General features: G+C 69.5%; 19 protein-coding genes. All 19 read left to right on the forward strand.

Annotated elements, in window-relative coordinates; all coding sequences use genetic code 11:
- Positions 1 to 193 precede the first annotated feature (193 nt).
- The 19 genes from SOM35_RS13035 (at position 194) to SOM35_RS13125 (ending at position 16,844) form a co-directional block, all read left to right on the forward strand.
- A complete protein-coding gene (locus SOM35_RS13035) occupies positions 194 to 493 on the forward strand; it encodes a hypothetical protein (protein WP_320515725.1) in 300 nt (99 codons plus the stop codon).
- Between the two features lie 646 nt (positions 494 to 1,139).
- A complete protein-coding gene (locus SOM35_RS13040; protein ID WP_320515726.1) occupies positions 1,140 to 1,568 on the forward strand; it encodes a phage terminase small subunit in 429 nt (142 codons plus the stop codon).
- Entirely contained in the window at positions 1,568 to 3,181 is a 1,614-nt protein-coding gene (locus tag SOM35_RS13045) for a hypothetical protein (RefSeq protein WP_320515727.1), read from the forward strand. Before SOM35_RS13040 ends, SOM35_RS13045 begins: the two co-directional genes overlap by 1 nt.
- A gap of 9 nt (positions 3,182 to 3,190) precedes the next feature.
- Complete coding sequence (locus SOM35_RS13050) at positions 3,191 to 4,771, forward strand: phage portal protein (protein WP_320515728.1); 1,581 nt, start codon at positions 3,191 to 3,193, stop codon at positions 4,769 to 4,771.
- Positions 4,746 to 6,029 (forward strand): VG15 protein, encoded by a 1,284-nt coding sequence (locus SOM35_RS13055; RefSeq protein WP_320515729.1) that lies wholly within the window; start codon positions 4,746 to 4,748, stop codon positions 6,027 to 6,029. The genes SOM35_RS13050 and SOM35_RS13055 overlap by 26 nt, the downstream gene beginning before the upstream one ends.
- Before the next feature lie 60 nt (positions 6,030 to 6,089).
- The gene (locus tag SOM35_RS13060) at positions 6,090 to 6,827 is read left to right on the forward strand and encodes a hypothetical protein (RefSeq protein WP_320515730.1); all 738 of its coding nucleotides are present in this window, start codon (positions 6,090 to 6,092) and stop codon (positions 6,825 to 6,827) included.
- Between the two features lie 51 nt (positions 6,828 to 6,878).
- Entirely contained in the window at positions 6,879 to 7,802 is a 924-nt protein-coding gene (locus SOM35_RS13065; RefSeq protein ID WP_320515731.1) for a major capsid protein, read from the forward strand.
- 26 nt (positions 7,803 to 7,828) lie between these two features.
- Entirely contained in the window at positions 7,829 to 8,143 is a 315-nt protein-coding gene (locus SOM35_RS13070) for a hypothetical protein (RefSeq protein WP_320515732.1), read from the forward strand.
- Positions 8,144 to 8,159: 16 nt separating this feature from the next.
- Entirely contained in the window at positions 8,160 to 8,573 is a 414-nt protein-coding gene (locus SOM35_RS13075) for a hypothetical protein (protein WP_320515733.1), read from the forward strand.
- Positions 8,573 to 8,983, forward strand: coding sequence for a DUF6093 family protein (locus tag SOM35_RS13080; RefSeq protein WP_320515734.1), 411 nt, complete (start codon positions 8,573 to 8,575; stop codon positions 8,981 to 8,983). Before SOM35_RS13075 ends, SOM35_RS13080 begins: the two co-directional genes overlap by 1 nt.
- Positions 8,976 to 9,389 carry a hypothetical protein gene (locus SOM35_RS13085; protein WP_320515735.1) on the forward strand — a complete coding sequence of 138 codons (414 nt, stop codon included), beginning with the start codon at positions 8,976 to 8,978 and terminating at the stop codon, positions 9,387 to 9,389. The genes SOM35_RS13080 and SOM35_RS13085 overlap by 8 nt, the downstream gene beginning before the upstream one ends.
- On the forward strand, positions 9,386 to 9,838 hold the full coding sequence (locus tag SOM35_RS13090; protein WP_320515736.1) for a hypothetical protein: 453 nt from the start codon (positions 9,386 to 9,388) through the stop codon (positions 9,836 to 9,838). Before SOM35_RS13085 ends, SOM35_RS13090 begins: the two co-directional genes overlap by 4 nt.
- Before the next feature lie 13 nt (positions 9,839 to 9,851).
- Positions 9,852 to 10,154: a hypothetical protein gene (locus SOM35_RS13095; protein WP_320515737.1), complete on the forward strand. Its 303-nt coding sequence runs from the start codon at positions 9,852 to 9,854 to the stop codon at positions 10,152 to 10,154.
- Complete coding sequence (locus tag SOM35_RS13100) at positions 10,151 to 10,657, forward strand: phage tail tube protein (RefSeq protein WP_320515738.1); 507 nt, start codon at positions 10,151 to 10,153, stop codon at positions 10,655 to 10,657. Before SOM35_RS13095 ends, SOM35_RS13100 begins: the two co-directional genes overlap by 4 nt.
- Positions 10,658 to 10,750: 93 nt before the next feature.
- Positions 10,751 to 11,374, forward strand: a complete 624-nt coding sequence (locus SOM35_RS13105) for a hypothetical protein (RefSeq protein ID WP_320515739.1) — start codon at positions 10,751 to 10,753, stop codon at positions 11,372 to 11,374.
- Positions 11,375 to 11,424: 50 nt separating this feature from the next.
- Positions 11,425 to 11,883, forward strand: a complete 459-nt coding sequence (locus tag SOM35_RS13110; protein WP_320515740.1) for a hypothetical protein — start codon at positions 11,425 to 11,427, stop codon at positions 11,881 to 11,883.
- Positions 11,884 to 11,910: 27 nt separating this feature from the next.
- Positions 11,911 to 14,961: a phage tail tape measure protein gene (locus tag SOM35_RS13115; protein ID WP_320515741.1), complete on the forward strand. Its 3,051-nt coding sequence runs from the start codon at positions 11,911 to 11,913 to the stop codon at positions 14,959 to 14,961.
- Between the two features lie 2 nt (positions 14,962 to 14,963).
- Positions 14,964 to 15,737 carry a hypothetical protein gene (locus tag SOM35_RS13120; protein ID WP_320515742.1) on the forward strand — a complete coding sequence of 258 codons (774 nt, stop codon included), beginning with the start codon at positions 14,964 to 14,966 and terminating at the stop codon, positions 15,735 to 15,737.
- 270 nt (positions 15,738 to 16,007) lie between these two features.
- Positions 16,008 to 16,844 (forward strand): hypothetical protein, encoded by an 837-nt coding sequence (locus SOM35_RS13125; RefSeq protein WP_320515743.1) that lies wholly within the window; start codon positions 16,008 to 16,010, stop codon positions 16,842 to 16,844.
- Positions 16,845 to 16,868 lie beyond the last annotated feature (24 nt).

The following is a 16,868-nucleotide window of genomic DNA, read 5'->3' on the forward strand; positions in this document are numbered from 1 at the left end:
CTGCCCCGAGCAGCGACGTCCGTGAGCCGCACCGCGAACCACCGGCACGGCGCAGAGCACGGGGAACCCCTCAGCGGGGACGTCAACGCGGACGCCACTGGGCCGCGAAGGACCGCCACAATCCGGACTGACCTGTCACACCGGAGCGGCACCTGCGTCCCCGCCGTCACCCACCACCGTGGAGGTGCACGTGATGTGCGACACCACCGACTGCCCCGCGGCCCAGACCACGGACGAGTTCGGCCGGCCACCCAGCGTCGAGCACGGCGGCCTCACCCACTCCGTCCTCGGCACTACCGGCCACCACCTCCTCAACCGGCACACCCGCGGTGAACTGCCCGACCACCTGCAGACGTGGACGCCGGCCGCCCTCGACCGGGCGCACGCCGACCTCACCGCCGAGATCAACCGCACCAGCCGGTACCTCGCCGCTCTCATCGACACCCGGTACACGGTCATCACCCACGGGGTGGACGGTGTGCCAGCACGGTGAGCAGGTCTGCACCTGCCACCGCACCCGCACGAACCGGAGGGACGAGCCGTGCCCGTCTGCTCCGAGCCCGGCTGCCCGACCGTCACACCCCCACGCACGTACCGCTGCCTCGCACACCGCCGACTCCGGGAACGAGCACGCGGCACCAGGCAGGCCAGAGGGTACGACGCCACCCACGACAGGGAGCGCGCACAGTGGGCCCCCGTCGTCGCACGCGGCACAGTGAAGTGCTGGCGATGCGGGGAGCTCATCACCTCCACGGAACCCTGGGACCTCGGACACGACGACGAGGACCGCACCCAATACCGAGGACCCGAACACGCCGGCCGCTGCAACCGCGCCGCAGGGGGCCGAGCAGCACACCGCTGACTCAGCAGCCCTCACCAGTCCCCGTAGCCCCGCACACGCCCACACAGCACCCGTCACACACCCGTTCAAGGGCAGACGAGGGGCTGAAGGGTGGGGGGTGACCCCCTTTGTACCAGTACAAGCGGACCGCCGGGGATCACGACTTTCCTGTGTACGGGTTCGAGGCTTCCCTGGGGCCTTCTGGAACCCGTACATCTCGCACCACGAACACCTCGCTGTCGAGCCCCTGGCTCGGTGGCACCCCGACGCCGCGCTGCCGTGCAGATGGAGGCTCAACATGCCTGGTCCCGCTCCGAACCCTGATGCTCGGCGCCGCAACAAGCGGCAGGTCGATTTCGTCCTCCCGCGTGGTGGGCGGAAGGGTCGCGCTCCGGCGTTCCCGATCAAGGGCACGCGGGTGCCGGCGACGTGGGCGGACCTATGGAAGCTGCCTCAGGCGGCGGCGTGGGAGCAGCTGGGGATCGCTCGGACGGTCGCGCGGTACGCGATGCTGCTGCAGCAGGCTGAGAAGCCGGGCGCTGCGGCGTCGCTCCACAACGAGGTCCGGCAGCTTGAGGATCGGCTGGGTCTGTCGCCGATGGCGATGCTGCGGCTGCGGTGGGTCATCAGCGAGGACGAGGTCGCCGACCGGCGCACGACGAAGACCGCGCCGGCCGCGACGAAGCCGGGCGGCGGGTCGCGGGAGCGTCTGCGGATCGTCGGCTGATGTCGTGGCGTGGAGCCGAGTGGGAGGGCGAGTTCCCGTCCCTCGGGTACGAGATCGCGGACTGGATCGAGGAACGCTGCGTCATCCCCGACGGCGAGCACATGGGCGAGCCGTTCCAGCTGACGGACGAGCAGCTGCGGTACCTCGTGCACCACTACCGGCTGAAGCCGGACGCGAATCAGCACTCGTGGCAGACGGCGTGGCAGTACACGCGGTCGCTGCTGGTGCGGCCGCAGAAGTGGGGCAAGGCGCCGCTGACGTCCGCGATGATCTGTGCCGAGGCTGCGGCCCCGGTGGTCTTCGCCGGCTGGGACGCGAACGGTGAACCGGTTGGTCGTCCGTGGCCGACGCCGATCATCCAGGTGACGGCGTACAGCGAGGACCAGACGGACAACATCTGGAAGGTGCTGCGGCCGATGATCGACCTCGGCCCGCTCGCCGACGCGATCCCGGACACGGGTGAGACGCGGATCAACCTGCCCGGGTCCGGGTGGATCGAGCCGGTCACGTCGAAGGCGCTGTCGCGGCTCGGCGCTCGCATCACGTTCGCACCTCAGGACGAGGTCGGCACGTGGACGAGCGACAACATGCGCTACCTCGCGGACACCCAGTACCGCGGTCTCTCGGGAACGGGCGGCCGGGCGGCGCTGACGACGAACGCGTGGAACCTCGCGGACAACTCGGTCGCTCAGCAGATCGAGGAGGAGCGGGACCCCACCGATTTCGTCGACTACGTCGATGGTCGGATGGCTGGCAAGTCGTATGCGAACAAGCGGGACCGCGCGCAGATCCACCGGCACGTGTACGGCGACTCCGCGGTGAAGCTCGACCGCAGCGGCGTGTGGGTGTCCGGTTGGGTGAACCTCGACCGCATCGAGATCGACGCGGAGAAGATGCTCAAGCGCGACCCCGAGCAGGCGATGCGCTTCTACGGGAACATCAACACGATGGGCTCCGGCGCGTGGCTGCCCGACATGCACGCGTGGACGTCGAAGCTGTCGGTCCGGGACCGGCCGAAGTCCGGGCCTGTGTGCCTCGGCTTCGACGGGTCCGATTCGAACGACTGGACCGGCATCCGGCTCGAGACTCTCGACCAGCACCAGTTCACGCCTCGGTACGGCGTCGACCTCCGGCCGACGATCTGGAAGCCGAAGCTCTGGAACGGCAAGGTGCCGCGCGACGAGGTCATGACCGCGTTCGAGCAGCTGTTCCGCGACTTCGAGATCGTGCGCGCCTACCTCGACCCGCCTCTGTGGGGGTCCGAGATCGCCGCGTTGCAGGGCCGGTACAGCGACAAGGTCGTGATCGAGTGGCCGACGTACCGCCCGAAGCCGATGCACTTCGAGCTCGAGCGGTTCCACGCCGACATCATGAACGCGTCGTCCTCGTTCACGCACGACGACGACGGCGACGTGGAGACGAACATCCGCAACGCGGTGAAGCGGTCCCGTCCCGGCGAGACCTACATCCTCGGCAAGCCGGCCGACGAGCAGAAGATCGACCTCACGATGTCGTCCACGCTGGCGCACGCGGCGGTCCTCGACGCGATCGCCAGCGGGCTCGGCACGAAGCCGAAGCCCGTCGTCTCGACCACCTACTACGCATTCAACTAGGAGGCCGGCATGGACCAGCGCACCGCTCTTGACCGGCTGACGCGTGCAGCGTACGAGCTGCAGAAGCGGCGGCCGCAGGTCGAGAAGCGGGAGCGCTACGCCCGTGGCGACCAGGAGCTGCCGTTCGCGCCGGTCGGGGTGAACACGGAGTACGTCGAGCTGCAGAAGCAGTCGATCGCCGCGTTCCTCCCGCTCGCCGTCGAGGCCCCGGTGCAGCGTCTGGGTGTGGACTCGTTCCGCACCGGCCTGACGGACGCCGTCGAGGTGTCGTGGCAGACGACGCCTGTGCTGCCGGACGACGCGCTGTGGACGGGCGCCTGGCAGGCGAACAAGCTCGACAGCCGCCAGTCGATCATCTACCGGTCGATGTTCGTGCACGGCCGCGGCATCGCGTCGGTGTGGCCGAACAGGCTGAAGAAGTCCCGGCCGGTCGTCCGCCCGGAGTCGTTCGGTCGGGTGCACATCGAGATGGACCCGGACGACCCGTTCACGCCGCTGTGGGCCGCGAAGGTCTACACGGTGGAGGTGGCGCTGCCGACGTCGTTGGTGATGCCGGCAGGTGTGAGCTCGTCGACGACGAAGACCGTCGGGATCGTCTACGACGCGACGTCGATGATGCGGTTCGAGAAGCAGGGCGGCGAGGCGTTCGGCACGTGGAAGATGGTCGCCGAGTCGACGCATCCGATGCGTGCGGTCCCGTTCGCGGTCTACGACTACCGGCCGGACGCCGACGGGCAGCCGTTCTCGGCGGTCGACGGTCTGATGGCGCAGCAGGACGCGATCAACACGATCCGGTTCAACACGCTCCTCGCGATGCAGTTCGCTGCGTTCCGGCAGCGCATCATCACCGGCTTCGACCCCCGCGTGCTCGACAAGGACGGCAACGTCGTCTACAAGACGAAGGAGGACGGGACCCCGCTGCTCGACAGCAACGGCAACCCGATCCCCGTCGTCAGCTCGCCCGGCCGGGTGGGCGTCGACCGCATGCTGGTCTTCCCCGGCGGGGAGACGAAGGTCTTCGACATGGCCGAGTCGAACCTCGCGAACTACATCGCGGTGTACGACAAGTTCCTCTCCGACTTCTTCTCGGTCGCGCAGATCCCACCGCAGTACCAGCTCGGGAAGATGGCGAACCTCTCCGGCGACGCTCTCGCCGCCGCGGAGTCGACGCTCGCGTCGCTGGTGAAGGAGATGCAGCTCGCGGCTGGCGAGGGGCACGAGACCGTCGCCGAGCTCGCATGGGCCGCCATGGGGCAGCCGTCCGAGCTGCCCCCGGCGTCGGAGACGGAGTGGGGCGACCGCGAGGCCCGCTCGTTCGCGGCGATCGCGGACGCCGTCACGAAGCTCGTCAGCGTCGAGTTCCCGCACCGCGCGGCGTTCGAGATGCTGCCGGGTGCCACGAAGCAGAAGGTCGACCGGTGGATGGACGAGCGCGAGGACGAGAAGTACCAGTCCTCGGTGCTCGGTCAGGCGCTCCGGCCGTTCCAGGACGTCACCGGGTCCGCCCCGGCCGGCTCGCAGCCGGTCGCCGCGGGTGCGGTCCCGGCGGGAGAACAGGTGACCGATGGCGCTCCCTCAGGCGGCAGTTGACCACTACCAGCAGCAGCAGCGCATCGCTGCTGCTGCTGCGGCGGCGGCTGGCGAGATGTGGGCGACCGTCGGCGACGAGTTCGACATCGGGTACAGCCAGGTGGCGCAGGAGCTGTTCGCGACGACGATCGACGCGCAGCAGCGCGCTGCCACGTCCGGCGCCGCGTACGTCCCGGCCGTCCTCGACGAGCAGGGCATCGACGCGACGCAGCTCGCGGCCGTGTCCCCGGCACGGTTCCAGGGCGGCACACCGGACAGCCGGCCCCTCGAGACGCTCCTCGGCCGCGCGCCGTTCATCGCCCGCGACCAGATGCTCGCCGGCGCCGGGACGACGAAGGCCCTCGAGGAGTCCGGGAAGTGGCTGCAGCGGACCGTGCTCGACGTCGTCCGTGATGCTGACCGGCAGTCGGTGCAGGCGTCCATGGCGACGACGAAGGTCCGGACGACGTGGACACGCATGCTGAACCCGCCGTCGTGCCGGTTCTGCATCATGCTCGCCGGGAAGGTCTACCGCTGGAACCAGGGATTCCGCGCGCACCGCTCCTGCGACTGCCGGCACGTCCCCACGCAGGAAGCGATCGCCGACGACCTCACGACGGACCCGTACCGGTACTTCGAGTCGCTGAACAAGGCGCAGCAGGACAAGCTGTTCGGGAAGAACGACGCGCAGGCGATCCGTGACGGCGGCGACTTCTACCGGATCTCGAACACCCGGTTCCGTGGCCTGTCCGACGACGCTCTGAAGATGAACGGGTCCCGCCGCGGCTGGCAGTCGCGCCGGTGGGACTCCCCATCGAAGATGACCGTCGATGCTGTGTACGACGCGGCGAAGGGTGACCGGGCGCTCGCCCGGAAGCTGCTCGAGGACAACGGCTACGTCACCGGCCCGCAGGTCGGCGGCGGCAACCTGAAGGGCAACCACCCCGGCGGCCAGTTTGGCGACTTCGGTGCCGGCCAGGCGGGCCGCGGCGGCACCCGCATCGGCGCGACGCAGGCGTACCGGCAGGCGGTCCGCACCGGCGTCCGAGACCCCCTCGACCCGGCGACGCAGACCGCGGCCGAGCGACGGCTGCACACCGCCGTGATGCGCAAGGAGGCGGTCGACGCCGGCCGGAACCCGTTCGGCCGCGGCCCGCTGACGGCAGCGCAGCGGGAGGTCGTCGCGCGTGACTACGCGCGGCAGGTCGCCCGCATCGACGATGCGAGCGACCGCGGGCAGCTCAGCGAGCTCGCTCGCATCCTCGGCATCCGCCGATGACTTCCGACGCCGCCTCGGCGCCGGTCCACGATGCCGGCCCTGCCGGCGAAGGGAAGCACGATGACCACGACGAAGACCACTCCGGTGTACGGCCGGATCCCCGCACACCTCGACCCGTTCGGCCTGATCCTCGGGCAGACCGTCCCGCGGACCCCGTTCCTCCGGTTCGAGGACGAGGGCGGCAGCGGCGCGGGTGCCGGCGGGACGGGCGGCGAGGGTGGCAGCGGGTCCGGCGAGGGCGGAGCGAGCGGTGACGACAAGCCGCTCGGTGAAGCCGGGCAGCGAGCGCTCGAGCGCGAGAAGGAGCGCCGACGCGAGGCCGCCGACGCGCTGAAGCCCTTCGCCGAGCTCGGCATGAGCGCCGAGGACCTCGCGAAGCTCATCGAGCAGAACGACCCGAAGAACCCCGAGCGCATCGCGAAGCAGGCCGCCACGCAGGCCACGAGGGACGCCGAGACCCGGCTCTCCACCGTGCTGCGCACCTCGGCGATCCGCGAAGTCGCCGCGACGTCGAACTTCTCCGACCCCGCGGACGCCCTCGCGATGCTGCCCGCCGACAAGGTCGCCGCCCTCAAGGTCGACCTCGACGCCGGCACCGCCGACACCGCGGGTGTGAAGGCCCTCCTCGACGACCTCGCCAAGGCGAAGCCGTACCTCCTCAAGACCACCGACACCACCGTCGACCACCGCCTCGCGGGGATCGGCGCGAGTGGCGGTACCGGCACCGCGCCGGAGACCGCCCCCGGCACCCCGACGCTGCGCGCTGCGTACGCCGAGTCCGCCGGGCGGCGCAAGTAACCGCTTCCAGCACCTGCTGAGGAGCTCTACCCCAGAAAGGAGACAGCGCACATGGCTGTCACTCTCCCCCAGGCGGCGCTCCTCTCGCAGGACACGCTGACGCGCGGCGTCATCCAGACGTTCGTCCAGACGTCGCCGATCCTCGACCGCATCCCCTTCCTCGAGATCGAGGGCAACGCGTACCGCTACAACTCGGAGGGCACGCTGCCCGGCGTCGCGTTCCGTGGCGTCAACGAGGCGTACGTCGAGTCGACCGGCACCGTGAACCAGGCGTCCGAGGGGCTCGTCATCCTCGGTGGCGACGCGGACGTCGACACGTTCATCCAGAAGACCCGGTCGGACCTGAACGACCAGCGCGCCGTGCAGACGGCGATGAAGGTCAAGGCCGCGTCGTACAAGTACCAGGACGCGTTCTTCAACGGCGACGTCACCGTCGAGCCGAAGGGCTTCGACGGCCTGAAGAAGCGCCTCGTCGGCGGCCAGGTCATCGACGCCGCGACGAACGGCATGGACATCGTCGCGGCCGGCCACGACTTCCTGGACGCCCTGGACGCGCTCCTCGCCCTCACGGACGCGGACGTGATCTACGGCAACAAGAAGGCGATCGGCAAGGTTAACAGCGTCCTTCGCCGACTCGGCGGTGGTGACTGGATCACCGAGGCCGCGACCGGCAAGCGGGTCCCGACCTACAACGGGCTCCCGATCCTGGACCCGGGCAAGACCGCGGCCGGCGTCGACATCCTGCCGCAGACCGAGACCGTCGGCACGGCGTCCGACACCAGCTCGCTCTACGCCGTGAAGTTCGGCCAAGACGAGGGCGACGGCGGCGTGACCGGCCTCACCAACGGCGGCGTCTCCGTGCGTGACATGGGCGAGGTCGACGACAAGCCCGCGTTCCGCACCCGGATCGAGTTCTTCACCGGCCTGGCGGTCTTCGCCGGCTCCGCTGCCGCGCGGCTCCGCGGCGTCAAGTAGTCCGCCGAGCGACGAGGAGCAACCGCATGACCACGCAGAACGAACCGCTGTCGACCACCCTCGACAGCGACACCACGAAGCCGTCCGTCACCGCGCCCGGCGACGGCCCGGCGGACACGACCGACCCGACCGAGTTCGCGACGTCCGTGACGCCGCAGCCCGGCTACGAGGCGGTCGCCGCCGGCACGGTGAACGCCGTGAAGCCGGTCCCGAAGAAGGCCGCCGCGAAGTCCTCGACGAAGCCGCGCACGGAGAAGTACACCGCCGCCCGGCCCGACGGCTCCGAGGTGAAGGTCACCCGCAACATCGAGACCGGCGAGACCACGGTCGACGAGTCCTGACGATCGGAGCGCGCTCATGGCTGACACCACCGCCGAGACCCCGGCCCTGCCGGCGGACCTCGAGGACGTCCGCAACTCGTTCGAGCGCGCCCTGACCACGGACGAGGCGCGCGTGATCCCCGCGTGGCTCGGGACCGCCTGGCGGAAGCTGCAGAAGGCGGTCCCGGGCCTCGCCGGTCGGCTGGCACTCGAGGACGGCCCTGCCGCCCTCGACCTGGACGACGTGAAGGACGTCCTCGTCGCGATGGTCGAGCGGAAGCTGCGGAACCCGGACATGCTCCGGACGTTCAACGGCGACACCGCTTCGTTCACCATCGACAGCGAAGCGTCCGCCGGGAAGATCTACGTCACCGACGAGGAACGGCTCGCGCTCGGCATCCCCGACCGCGGGTCGAGCGGCATGTACTCGATCCAGCTCGAGAGGTCGTGATGGTCTCCTCGACGTACCTGGCGATCGCCCGGCGCCGCGAGGAAGCCGGCATGACCGACTCGTGCACCATCACCCGCGGGACGACGAGCGGGGACCCGGACCCTACGACCGGGACGGTGCCCGTGGCGTCGACCCCGATCTACTCCGGACCCTGCGAGTACGTCGCCGCGAACACCGAAGCCCGCACGGTCGGAACCGGCGGCCGAGACCTGGTGGAGCAAGGAGCCGTGCTCAAGCTCCCGGTCGACGCCGCCGGCTCCGCAGCCGTGCGCCCCGGCGACCACGCGGTCGTCACCCTCAGCAGCCACGACACGACGAGCGACCCTGTCCTCGTCCGTGTCGATGGCGGCCATCACCAGACAGTCGCCGTCTCTCGGCGGATCCCCGTCACGGAGGTGCTGCGTGGCTGACGACGAGTTCTTCATCGACACGCACCGCCTCGACCAGGTCGCGGTCGCTCTCGGCAACGTGCCGGGCGCGACGCTGCCGAAGGTCCGCTCCGCGGTGCAGTTCAACTCGAACCTGGTCAAGCAGGACTGGCGGAAGGCGCTGGCCGGAAACCGGTACGCCCCCCGTGTGCCCTTCTCGATCACGTACTCGACCATCGAGCTGCCCGATGCCATCACGTCGGAGATCGGCGCGGAGAAGGGCACCGGCAAGCAGGGCGGCGTCGCGCTGCTCCTCGAGTACGGCGCCCCCAGGAAGAAGCTCGCCCCGCGCGCCTACGGCATGCACGCCGTCCAGGACAACCTCGACGACCTCGAGAAGGGCATCCGGAAGGCGATCGAGGACGGCCTCGCGGCGGTGAACCTGTGACCGCCCCGCCCGACGACTACGCCGAGACGGTCGCGTTCCGAGACACCATCCGGACGATCCCGCAGCTCATCGGCCGCGTCGGCCTCGGGCAGGCCCCGGAAACACCCGACGGGAAGCCGCTCGACGCGGCAGTCCCGTACGCCGTCATCTACGGGTCCCGCACGGACGAGAGCACGGACCGGTTCGCCGCGGCCGCGTGGCGTCGTCGGCCTTCGTGGATCGTGCACGGAGTCGGTGCGACTGAGCTCGCAGCCGTCGCCGCGCTGGGGTGGATCGACGACCGGCTCCGGCCGGGCCCGTTCCGCCGCGGCATCACCATCCCGGTCCCCGGCCGGCGCACCTCCCCGGTCGCTCGCCTCGAGCGGCCCGGCAACGCCGAGGACGACGCCGCGGAGCCGTCGGTGTGGTCCGCGATCGCCGTCTACGGCTTCGAGTCCGACCCCGCCTGACAAGGAGAACACCATGCGCAAGCAGCCCATCGTCGAGCAGGTCGACGTCGTCATCGGCCCGAAGGACGACGAGCGCGTCGTCACCGTCGCGAAGGCGACCGCGGACCGCTGGCCCGACGTCTACCGGCCCGCCACGACCGCCGCCGGCAACCAGACCGCCGCTGCGAAGCGAGCGAAGGACACCCGCGGGAAGGACCCGGCCCCGATCACGGACGCTGCTGACCTCCCGACCACGGGCGACACGACCGCGGCGACCGCCGCGGCCGACACCACTGCCGGGACGTCCGGCGTGACCACGGAAGGAGTCACGTCGTGACTCGCGATCTCATCCTGCCCCCGAGTGTCGACGTCGACAGCAACTTCGCGCTGCTCGCCGCCCCGAAGTCGACCATCCTCACCTGGCCGCCGAAGTTCAGCGACGTGATCGCCGACACCACCGTCGACATCACCTACTCCCTGACCACGGACGGGTGGACGCACGGGAAGTCCCAGGACGTCACCACCGACCCTCGGTTCTCGCTCCGTGAGAACCTCGGCGGCTTCGGCCCCGTCACCCACACCCCGTCGCTGACGTACGTCTACGGCAGCGACGAGGACATCGCCGACCCGCTGCTGCAGGAGGACGAGGAGTACGTCCTCTTCGCCCGGTACGCGACGCCGTGGGAGCAGGAGTTCGCCGCCACGGACAAGTTCGACGTTTTCGGCGTCGTCGCCGGCACGAAGGTCCGCAACACCGCGGCCGGCGGGAAGTTCACGAAGACCCAGGCGCTCGCGCCGCGTCGTCGGGTGCTCGAGGACCAGGTCCTCAGCAACGCCTGACGGTGACACACGTGCGGGCGGCGGTCCTTTCCGGGAGCCGCCGCCCGCACCCCTTCTCCCTCATCCCGGATCGATCCCGGAAGGATTCACACCATGGGCAACATCGCGAAGGCCCGCCAGAGCTACAAGCCGCCGACGGGCACCGTCCGCATGGTCCTCGACGTCGAGCTCGCCAAGCAGCGCAACCTGCTCCTGAAACAGATCAGCGCCGCCAACGACCACGCCGACGAGCTCCGCCGAGAGGCCGGCGACCGACCCGTCACCCCGAAGCTGAAGAAGGCGAACGACGAGGTGCTGCGCCTCAACGAGGAGCTGCAGGCGCTCGAGGAGCGGGAGCGCGAGCACGTGCACACGTTGCACATGACGAAGCTGCCCGGCATCGAGTGGAACGACATCGCCGACAAGTTCCCGCCGCGCATCGACGTGCAGCTCGACCTCGACCTCGGCTACAACCACCACGCCGTGTCGCTCGTCGCCGCGCGGGTGAACACGGTCGACGTGAAGGCCGCCCTCGCCGAGGGTGAGCAGCGCGACGAGGAGGGGACCTACGTCGAGATCGACGGCGTCGTCCACCACGCCGAACCGCTCGACGACGACGACTGGAACTTCATCGATGAGATCGCGTCCGGCTGGGACATCGCGAACCTCGTCAACGTGCAGCTGAACCTCAACGTGCTGCAGGCGTCGAACCGTCTGGGGCGCCTGAAAAAAGGCTGACCGAGGACCCCATCCTCCGCCGGACCGTCGAGCTCTCACGAGCGATGGGCGTGTCCGTTCGGAGGCTGCAGGGGTGGGAGCCGTCCGAGCGGACCGTGTACGTGTACGGGTCCGACGGGCGGCTCTCGTCGTCTACGACGACCCTCGAGTCCGAGTTCGGCCCGACCGACGTCGAGTGGCTGACCGCGCTCCTCGACGTAGAGCGTGAGACCGGACCGCACGGCTTCCTCATCTCGGAAGCCACCGACCCGGACGCCGACCCTGACCTGCCGGGTTCGCACTACCGGTTCATGGCCGGCACGCCGCAGATGTCGCCGGAGGGCGGCGTCGTCTGGTCGCCGACCTACGACCTCGCGGAGCGCGCCATGCAGCACGCGGTGTCACGTGTCCGCGGCGAAGAACCGGACCCGCACGCCGGTCTGATGATGCCCGTCCACCGGGTGCGCGTGCAGCCGAAGAAGGACCGCGTCCGGAAGCGACGCGCTGCTCCACCGCCCCCGACCGCTTGACGCCTGCGGGCAGGAAGCAGGTGCCCCTTGGCGAACGGTAGCGATCGCAGCATCATCCTCGAGATCGGCGCCAAGATCGGCGGGTTCGTCACGGCGATGAACCAGGGGCAAGCCGCCGCGACGAACTTCACGAACCAGACCGTTCGTGGTGCTGCCGCGGCGGCCCGGGCGCTGCACAAGCAGCGGGAGGCCGCGGAGTCCCTCGCGAAGCCGCTCCTCGCCGTGGGAGCGGTCGCAGCCCTCGCGGTCGGCGGCGCGATCAAGGCGTACGCGGACTTCGACGAGAAGATGTCGTCGGTCAAGTCGCTGTCGCACGCGACCGCCGACGAGATGCGGGAGCTCAAGGAGGCTGCGCTCACCACGGGCACGGCGATCGGCTACTCCGCGACCCAGGCGGCGGAAGCCGAGATCGAGCTCGTGAAGGCCGGCACCTCAGCGGCTGACATCACCGGCGGTGCCCTGTCCGGTGCGCTGAAGCTCGCCGCGGCCGGTCAGATCGACGTCGCCGACGCGACCGAGATCGCCGCCTCGACGCTCGCCCAGTTCGGGCTCAAGGGCAAGGACGTCACGCACATCGCGGACCTCCTCTCGGCTGGTGCCGACAAGGCGCTCGGTGGTGTCTCCGAGCTCGGTGAGGGCCTGAAGTACATCGGCCCCGTCGCGGCCGCCGCGCACATCGGTCTTGAGCAGACCGTCGGCTCCCTGGCCCTGCTCGCGCAGAACGGCATCATGGGTGAGCAGGCGGGCACCAGCCTCCGCGGCATCCTCCTCTCGCTGACGGCCCCGTCGAAGGTCGCGGCGAAGGCGATGCAGCAGTACGGCATCGAGGTCTACAACGCGCAGGGCAAGTTCATCGGGTTCAACGGCGTCGCCGAGCAGCTGAACAAGAAGCTCGGCACGCGCAAGGACGCAGAGCGCGACGCGGCCCTCGGCACGATCTTCGGCAACGCGCAGATCACCGCCGCGACCGTCCTCATGAAGGGCGGGGCGAAGGAGGTCGACCGGTGGACGAAGGCCGTCAACGAGCAGGGCTTCGCCACCGAGCAGGCCGTCGGCAAGATGGACAACCTCAACGGCGACCTGACGAAGCTGAAGGCGTCGTTCCTCACCGCCGGCATCGTCACCGGTCAGGCCGCTGACGGTCCGCTCCGCACCGCGGTGCAGGTCATCACCGACCTGATCGACACCTACAACGAGGCACCCGGCGCGGTACAGGGCGTCGTCCTCGGCGTCGGCGCGCTCACCGCGGCAGTCGCGCTCAGCGGCGGCACGATGCTGATCGCCATCCCGAAGATCGTCGCGTTCAACGCGGCGATGCTCACCCTGGCGACTGCTCGGATCCCGCTCGTCTCGGGGGCTGCAGCCCTCGGCCTGCGGAGCGTCTCGGCGTTCGGGCGCGGCATGTCGGGCGCGACCGTGCACACCGCGGGGCTGTCGCGGGCATCCCGCATCGCGGTCGGCGCTTCAGCCGGCATGGGGAAGGCGCTGTCGGCGACGGCAGGGTTCCTCATGGGCCCGTGGGGCATCGCGCTCGGTGTCGGCGCCGCCGCCGTCGTTGGGCTGAACCTGGCGGCGGACTCCGGCGCTGCGTCGCAGGAGGAGCTGACCAACGCGATCAGCACCACGGCCGACGCCGCGAAGCTGCTCGAGAAGGCCGGACAGCGGTCCGATTTCTCGAAGTTCCTGGCCGGCGACACCGCGAAGAACCTGCAGGACCTCCGGACGGTCATCAAGCAGCTGAGCTCCGAGCCGGTCTCGATCTTCTCGTCGTTCACCATCAAGCAGGAGTCGAAGTCCCTGAAGGACCTCGGCTCCGCGCTCGGTGAGGTCGCGTCGGCGGACGCCCCGTCAGCAGCACGCGCGTTCAAGTCGCTGCGGGACGAGCAGAAGCTGACTCGGGACCAGACGTCGAAGCTGATCGACCTGATGCCCGGGTACAAGGCGCAGCTCGTCAACCAGGCGACGGCGCTCGGCATCTCGGCGTCGAAGTCGAATCTGCTGAAGCTGGCCACGGGCCAGTACGAGGAGGCGGCGAAGAGCGCGAAGGCGCCGACGAAGGACAACGCCGACGCGCTCCAGAAGCTCAACACGTCGGCCGAGGACGCCGCGAAGGCGGTCGAGAGCACCACGAAGGCCCTCCGTGATCTGACGTCTCCGACGTTGGATGCTCGGTCGGCTCAGCGTGACTTCGAGGCTGCTGTCGACGCGGTGACGGGCTCTCTGAAGGAGAACGGCAAGAGCCTCGACATCACGACGGACAAGGGCCGCGCGAACCAGAGCGCTCTCGACGCGATCGCGCAGTCGGCGGAGGCGTCGGCCGCCGCGATCTTCAACCAGACCACCTCGCAGGATCAGGCGACTGATGCGATGCGGCGGGGTCGGGACGAGCTGATCGCGGCGCTGGGCCAGTACGGCATCACCGGGCAGGCTGCGCAGGACTACGCGGACAAGATCATCGGTACGCCGACGGACTGGTCGACGTTGTTCACGAACAACGCGCCGGATGCCGGCGGTCCGGTGGATCAGCTGCGCGGCAAGATCAACGCGATCCCGAAGCTCGCGACGACCCTGTTCAAGGTGCAGGGCGACAGCACGGCGGTCGACCAGATCCTCGCGAAGATCCGCATGGCCCGGTCCGAGATGAAGGACCTGAACGGGAAGAGCGTCTCCGGCGGCGGCCGCATGGGGACGTTCGCGTCCGGCGGCCAGATCGTCGGGCCCGGGACAGGCACGTCCGACGACGTGCCGATCTGGGCGTCGAACCGTGAGTGGATCATCCGCGAGCGGTCGGCGTCGAAGTACGGCCCGCAGATCATGCACGCGATCAACCAGGGGACGCTGTCGAAGCAGCAGCTGATGTCGGCCATGGTCGGTGCCCCCCGGTTCGCGTCGGGCGGGCCGGTGTCTGCTCCGGTCCGGTACGCGCCGCCTGCCCAGCAGGTTGTCGTCGTGCAGTCCGGTGGCGGCGCCAGCGGCCCTTCCGTGACGCAGAACATCTACCCCCAGCCGATGCAGTCGGAACGTGAGATCGGACGCATGGCGATGGACGAGCTCAACTGGAACGGGCGGAGAGGATGACCGTGGATCTCACACCCGAGGACATCGTCCGGATCGACGGCGTCGAGTTTCACGGCGGCGAAGGGTTCGACGGGTTCTACATCTCCGCGGGCGGCCTCGTCGGCTGGGATGACACCCCGGACGTGAAGTTCACGTCGGTGGACATCGACGACGGAGACGGTGAGTACGACACCCCGGTGCACTACGGGGTGCGCGTACTCACCGTCTCCGGCTTCTGCTACGCCAAGTCGAGTGAGCAGCTCGGCGCGTACCGCAACCGGTTCGCCGGCATCGACCCGCGCACGCAGCGGGTCGAGGTCACGCTCCACGGGGCGACCACGTTCGGTCTGGGGAAGATGGCGGCCGCGTCGAAGTTCGAGGTCGACATCCCAGGCCGGCGGGCAGCGTTCCAGCTCTCCCGCCGGTTCGTCGACCCCTACCGGTACGGACGCCTGAACACGACCGGCGCCCCTGGCGGTTCCACCACCACCGTCTTCCACTACGGGAACGCCCCGGCGACGTCGCTCCTGACGATGACCGGGTCGGACGCCAACAACTACGTGATCCTCGGGCCGAACGGTCGCCGTGTCGAGGTGAACACGCCCCTGACCGCTGGCGTCCCGCACACGTTCGACACAGCGTCGGGTGTCCTCACGGTTGGTGGGGCCGTGAAGTACGGCGTCCTCGGCCAGGTGGACCTGTGGCGCACGTTCCCCGGCACGCAGACCGCGGTTGGGATGAGCAACACCGACAGCGCGAACCAGCTGACCGTCGAAACCTGGGACACCTACATCTGATCGGGGGCGCGCATGTGGACTCACTTCATCTGCGAGACCCGCACCGGTAGGCGGCTGGCCCCTGTCAAGCCGACGGGGTCGACCTTCTCCCGGAAGCTGAACGGGGTCGGGCAGGGGAGCCACGATTTCGTCACCAGCGTCCTCGGCGAGGGCGGGTCCACCAATGCGCGGAGAGCGTCACGGCTTGACCTGACGCGGACGTGGGCGCGCACTCTGGTGTCGTGCTGGAACGGTCGGCCGAAGTATGCCGGACTGATCGTCGGCAAGGACGTGGACGATGCCGCCGGCACAGTGTCGCTGAACACGTTGGAGCTGCGGGAGCTGTTCAAGTACCGGACCACGTTCGGGCAGAACGGCTACAACGGTCAGCTCGACGGGCGGTTCGTGCTGCAGAACCAGAGCCTCGCGTCCCTCGCCGGGCATCTGCTGTGGGACGTGATGCAGGGTCCGACGGGGAACTGGCAGCTCCCGCTGGTCCTGCCGCCCCGGGGGATGAACGGTCCGGAGAGTCGGACGTACCACGAGTTCAACCTGCCGATCATCGAGACGGAACTCGCCGCCGTCCAGAACACGAAGGGCGGCCCCGACCTCGACTTCGAGCCGTCGTGGACCGACGACGGTTCCCTGCAGTGGACCTCCCGTGTCGGTGACCTGTCCGGGTCGACGTTGGAGTGGAACCTCAACGCACCCCGCCCGGGGCTGACGAAGTTCCAGTTCACCGAGGACGGCAACGCGCAGGGCAGCATCTTCTACGCCATCGGCAACGGGGCCGACCTGGACCTGAAGGTCGAGACGTCCGCAACGGTGCTCGCCGCTGACGAGATCGCGCTCGAGCGAGTGGTCCGGTACACGCAGGAACGGGACCGACGCGTGCTGTCCCTGCGCGCCAGCGAAGACCTGCGCACGTACACGAAGCCGACGCGGCAGTACTCGTTCTCAATGCAGGCAGATGGCGCCCCGAACCTGGGGGACCTGAGGCTGGGGCAGACCCTCCGCACGTACACGGACGGGCACGACTGGTTGCCCGATGGGTGGCTGACGCATCGACTCGTCGGCTTCTCCGGTGACCTGACCAACACGATCAAGCTGCAGCTCCAAGCGCAGTGACCGAAGGAGGCAGCCGTGGGACGT

The sequence above is a fragment of the Curtobacterium sp. CFBP9011 genome, from assembly GCF_034045095.1.
Lineage (GTDB): Bacteria > Actinomycetota > Actinomycetes > Actinomycetales > Microbacteriaceae > Curtobacterium.

Coding starts and splice junctions, on each gene's coding strand:
- SOM35_RS13050 (WP_320515728.1), top strand. CDS start 3,191: ATGGACCAGCGCACCGCTCTTGACCGGCTGACGCGTGCAGCGTACGAG.
- SOM35_RS13095 (WP_320515737.1), top strand. CDS start 9,852: ATGCGCAAGCAGCCCATCGTCGAGCAGGTCGACGTCGTCATCGGCCCG.
- SOM35_RS13105 (WP_320515739.1), top strand. CDS start 10,751: ATGGGCAACATCGCGAAGGCCCGCCAGAGCTACAAGCCGCCGACGGGC.
- SOM35_RS13065 (WP_320515731.1), top strand. CDS start 6,879: ATGGCTGTCACTCTCCCCCAGGCGGCGCTCCTCTCGCAGGACACGCTG.
- SOM35_RS13060 (WP_320515730.1), top strand. CDS start 6,090: ATGACCACGACGAAGACCACTCCGGTGTACGGCCGGATCCCCGCACAC.
- SOM35_RS13055 (WP_320515729.1), top strand. CDS start 4,746: ATGGCGCTCCCTCAGGCGGCAGTTGACCACTACCAGCAGCAGCAGCGC.
- SOM35_RS13075 (WP_320515733.1), top strand. CDS start 8,160: ATGGCTGACACCACCGCCGAGACCCCGGCCCTGCCGGCGGACCTCGAG.
- SOM35_RS13080 (WP_320515734.1), top strand. CDS start 8,573: ATGGTCTCCTCGACGTACCTGGCGATCGCCCGGCGCCGCGAGGAAGCC.
- SOM35_RS13040 (WP_320515726.1), top strand. CDS start 1,140: ATGCCTGGTCCCGCTCCGAACCCTGATGCTCGGCGCCGCAACAAGCGG.
- SOM35_RS13035 (WP_320515725.1), top strand. CDS start 194: ATGTGCGACACCACCGACTGCCCCGCGGCCCAGACCACGGACGAGTTC.
- SOM35_RS13070 (WP_320515732.1), top strand. CDS start 7,829: ATGACCACGCAGAACGAACCGCTGTCGACCACCCTCGACAGCGACACC.
- SOM35_RS13045 (WP_320515727.1), top strand. CDS start 1,568: ATGTCGTGGCGTGGAGCCGAGTGGGAGGGCGAGTTCCCGTCCCTCGGG.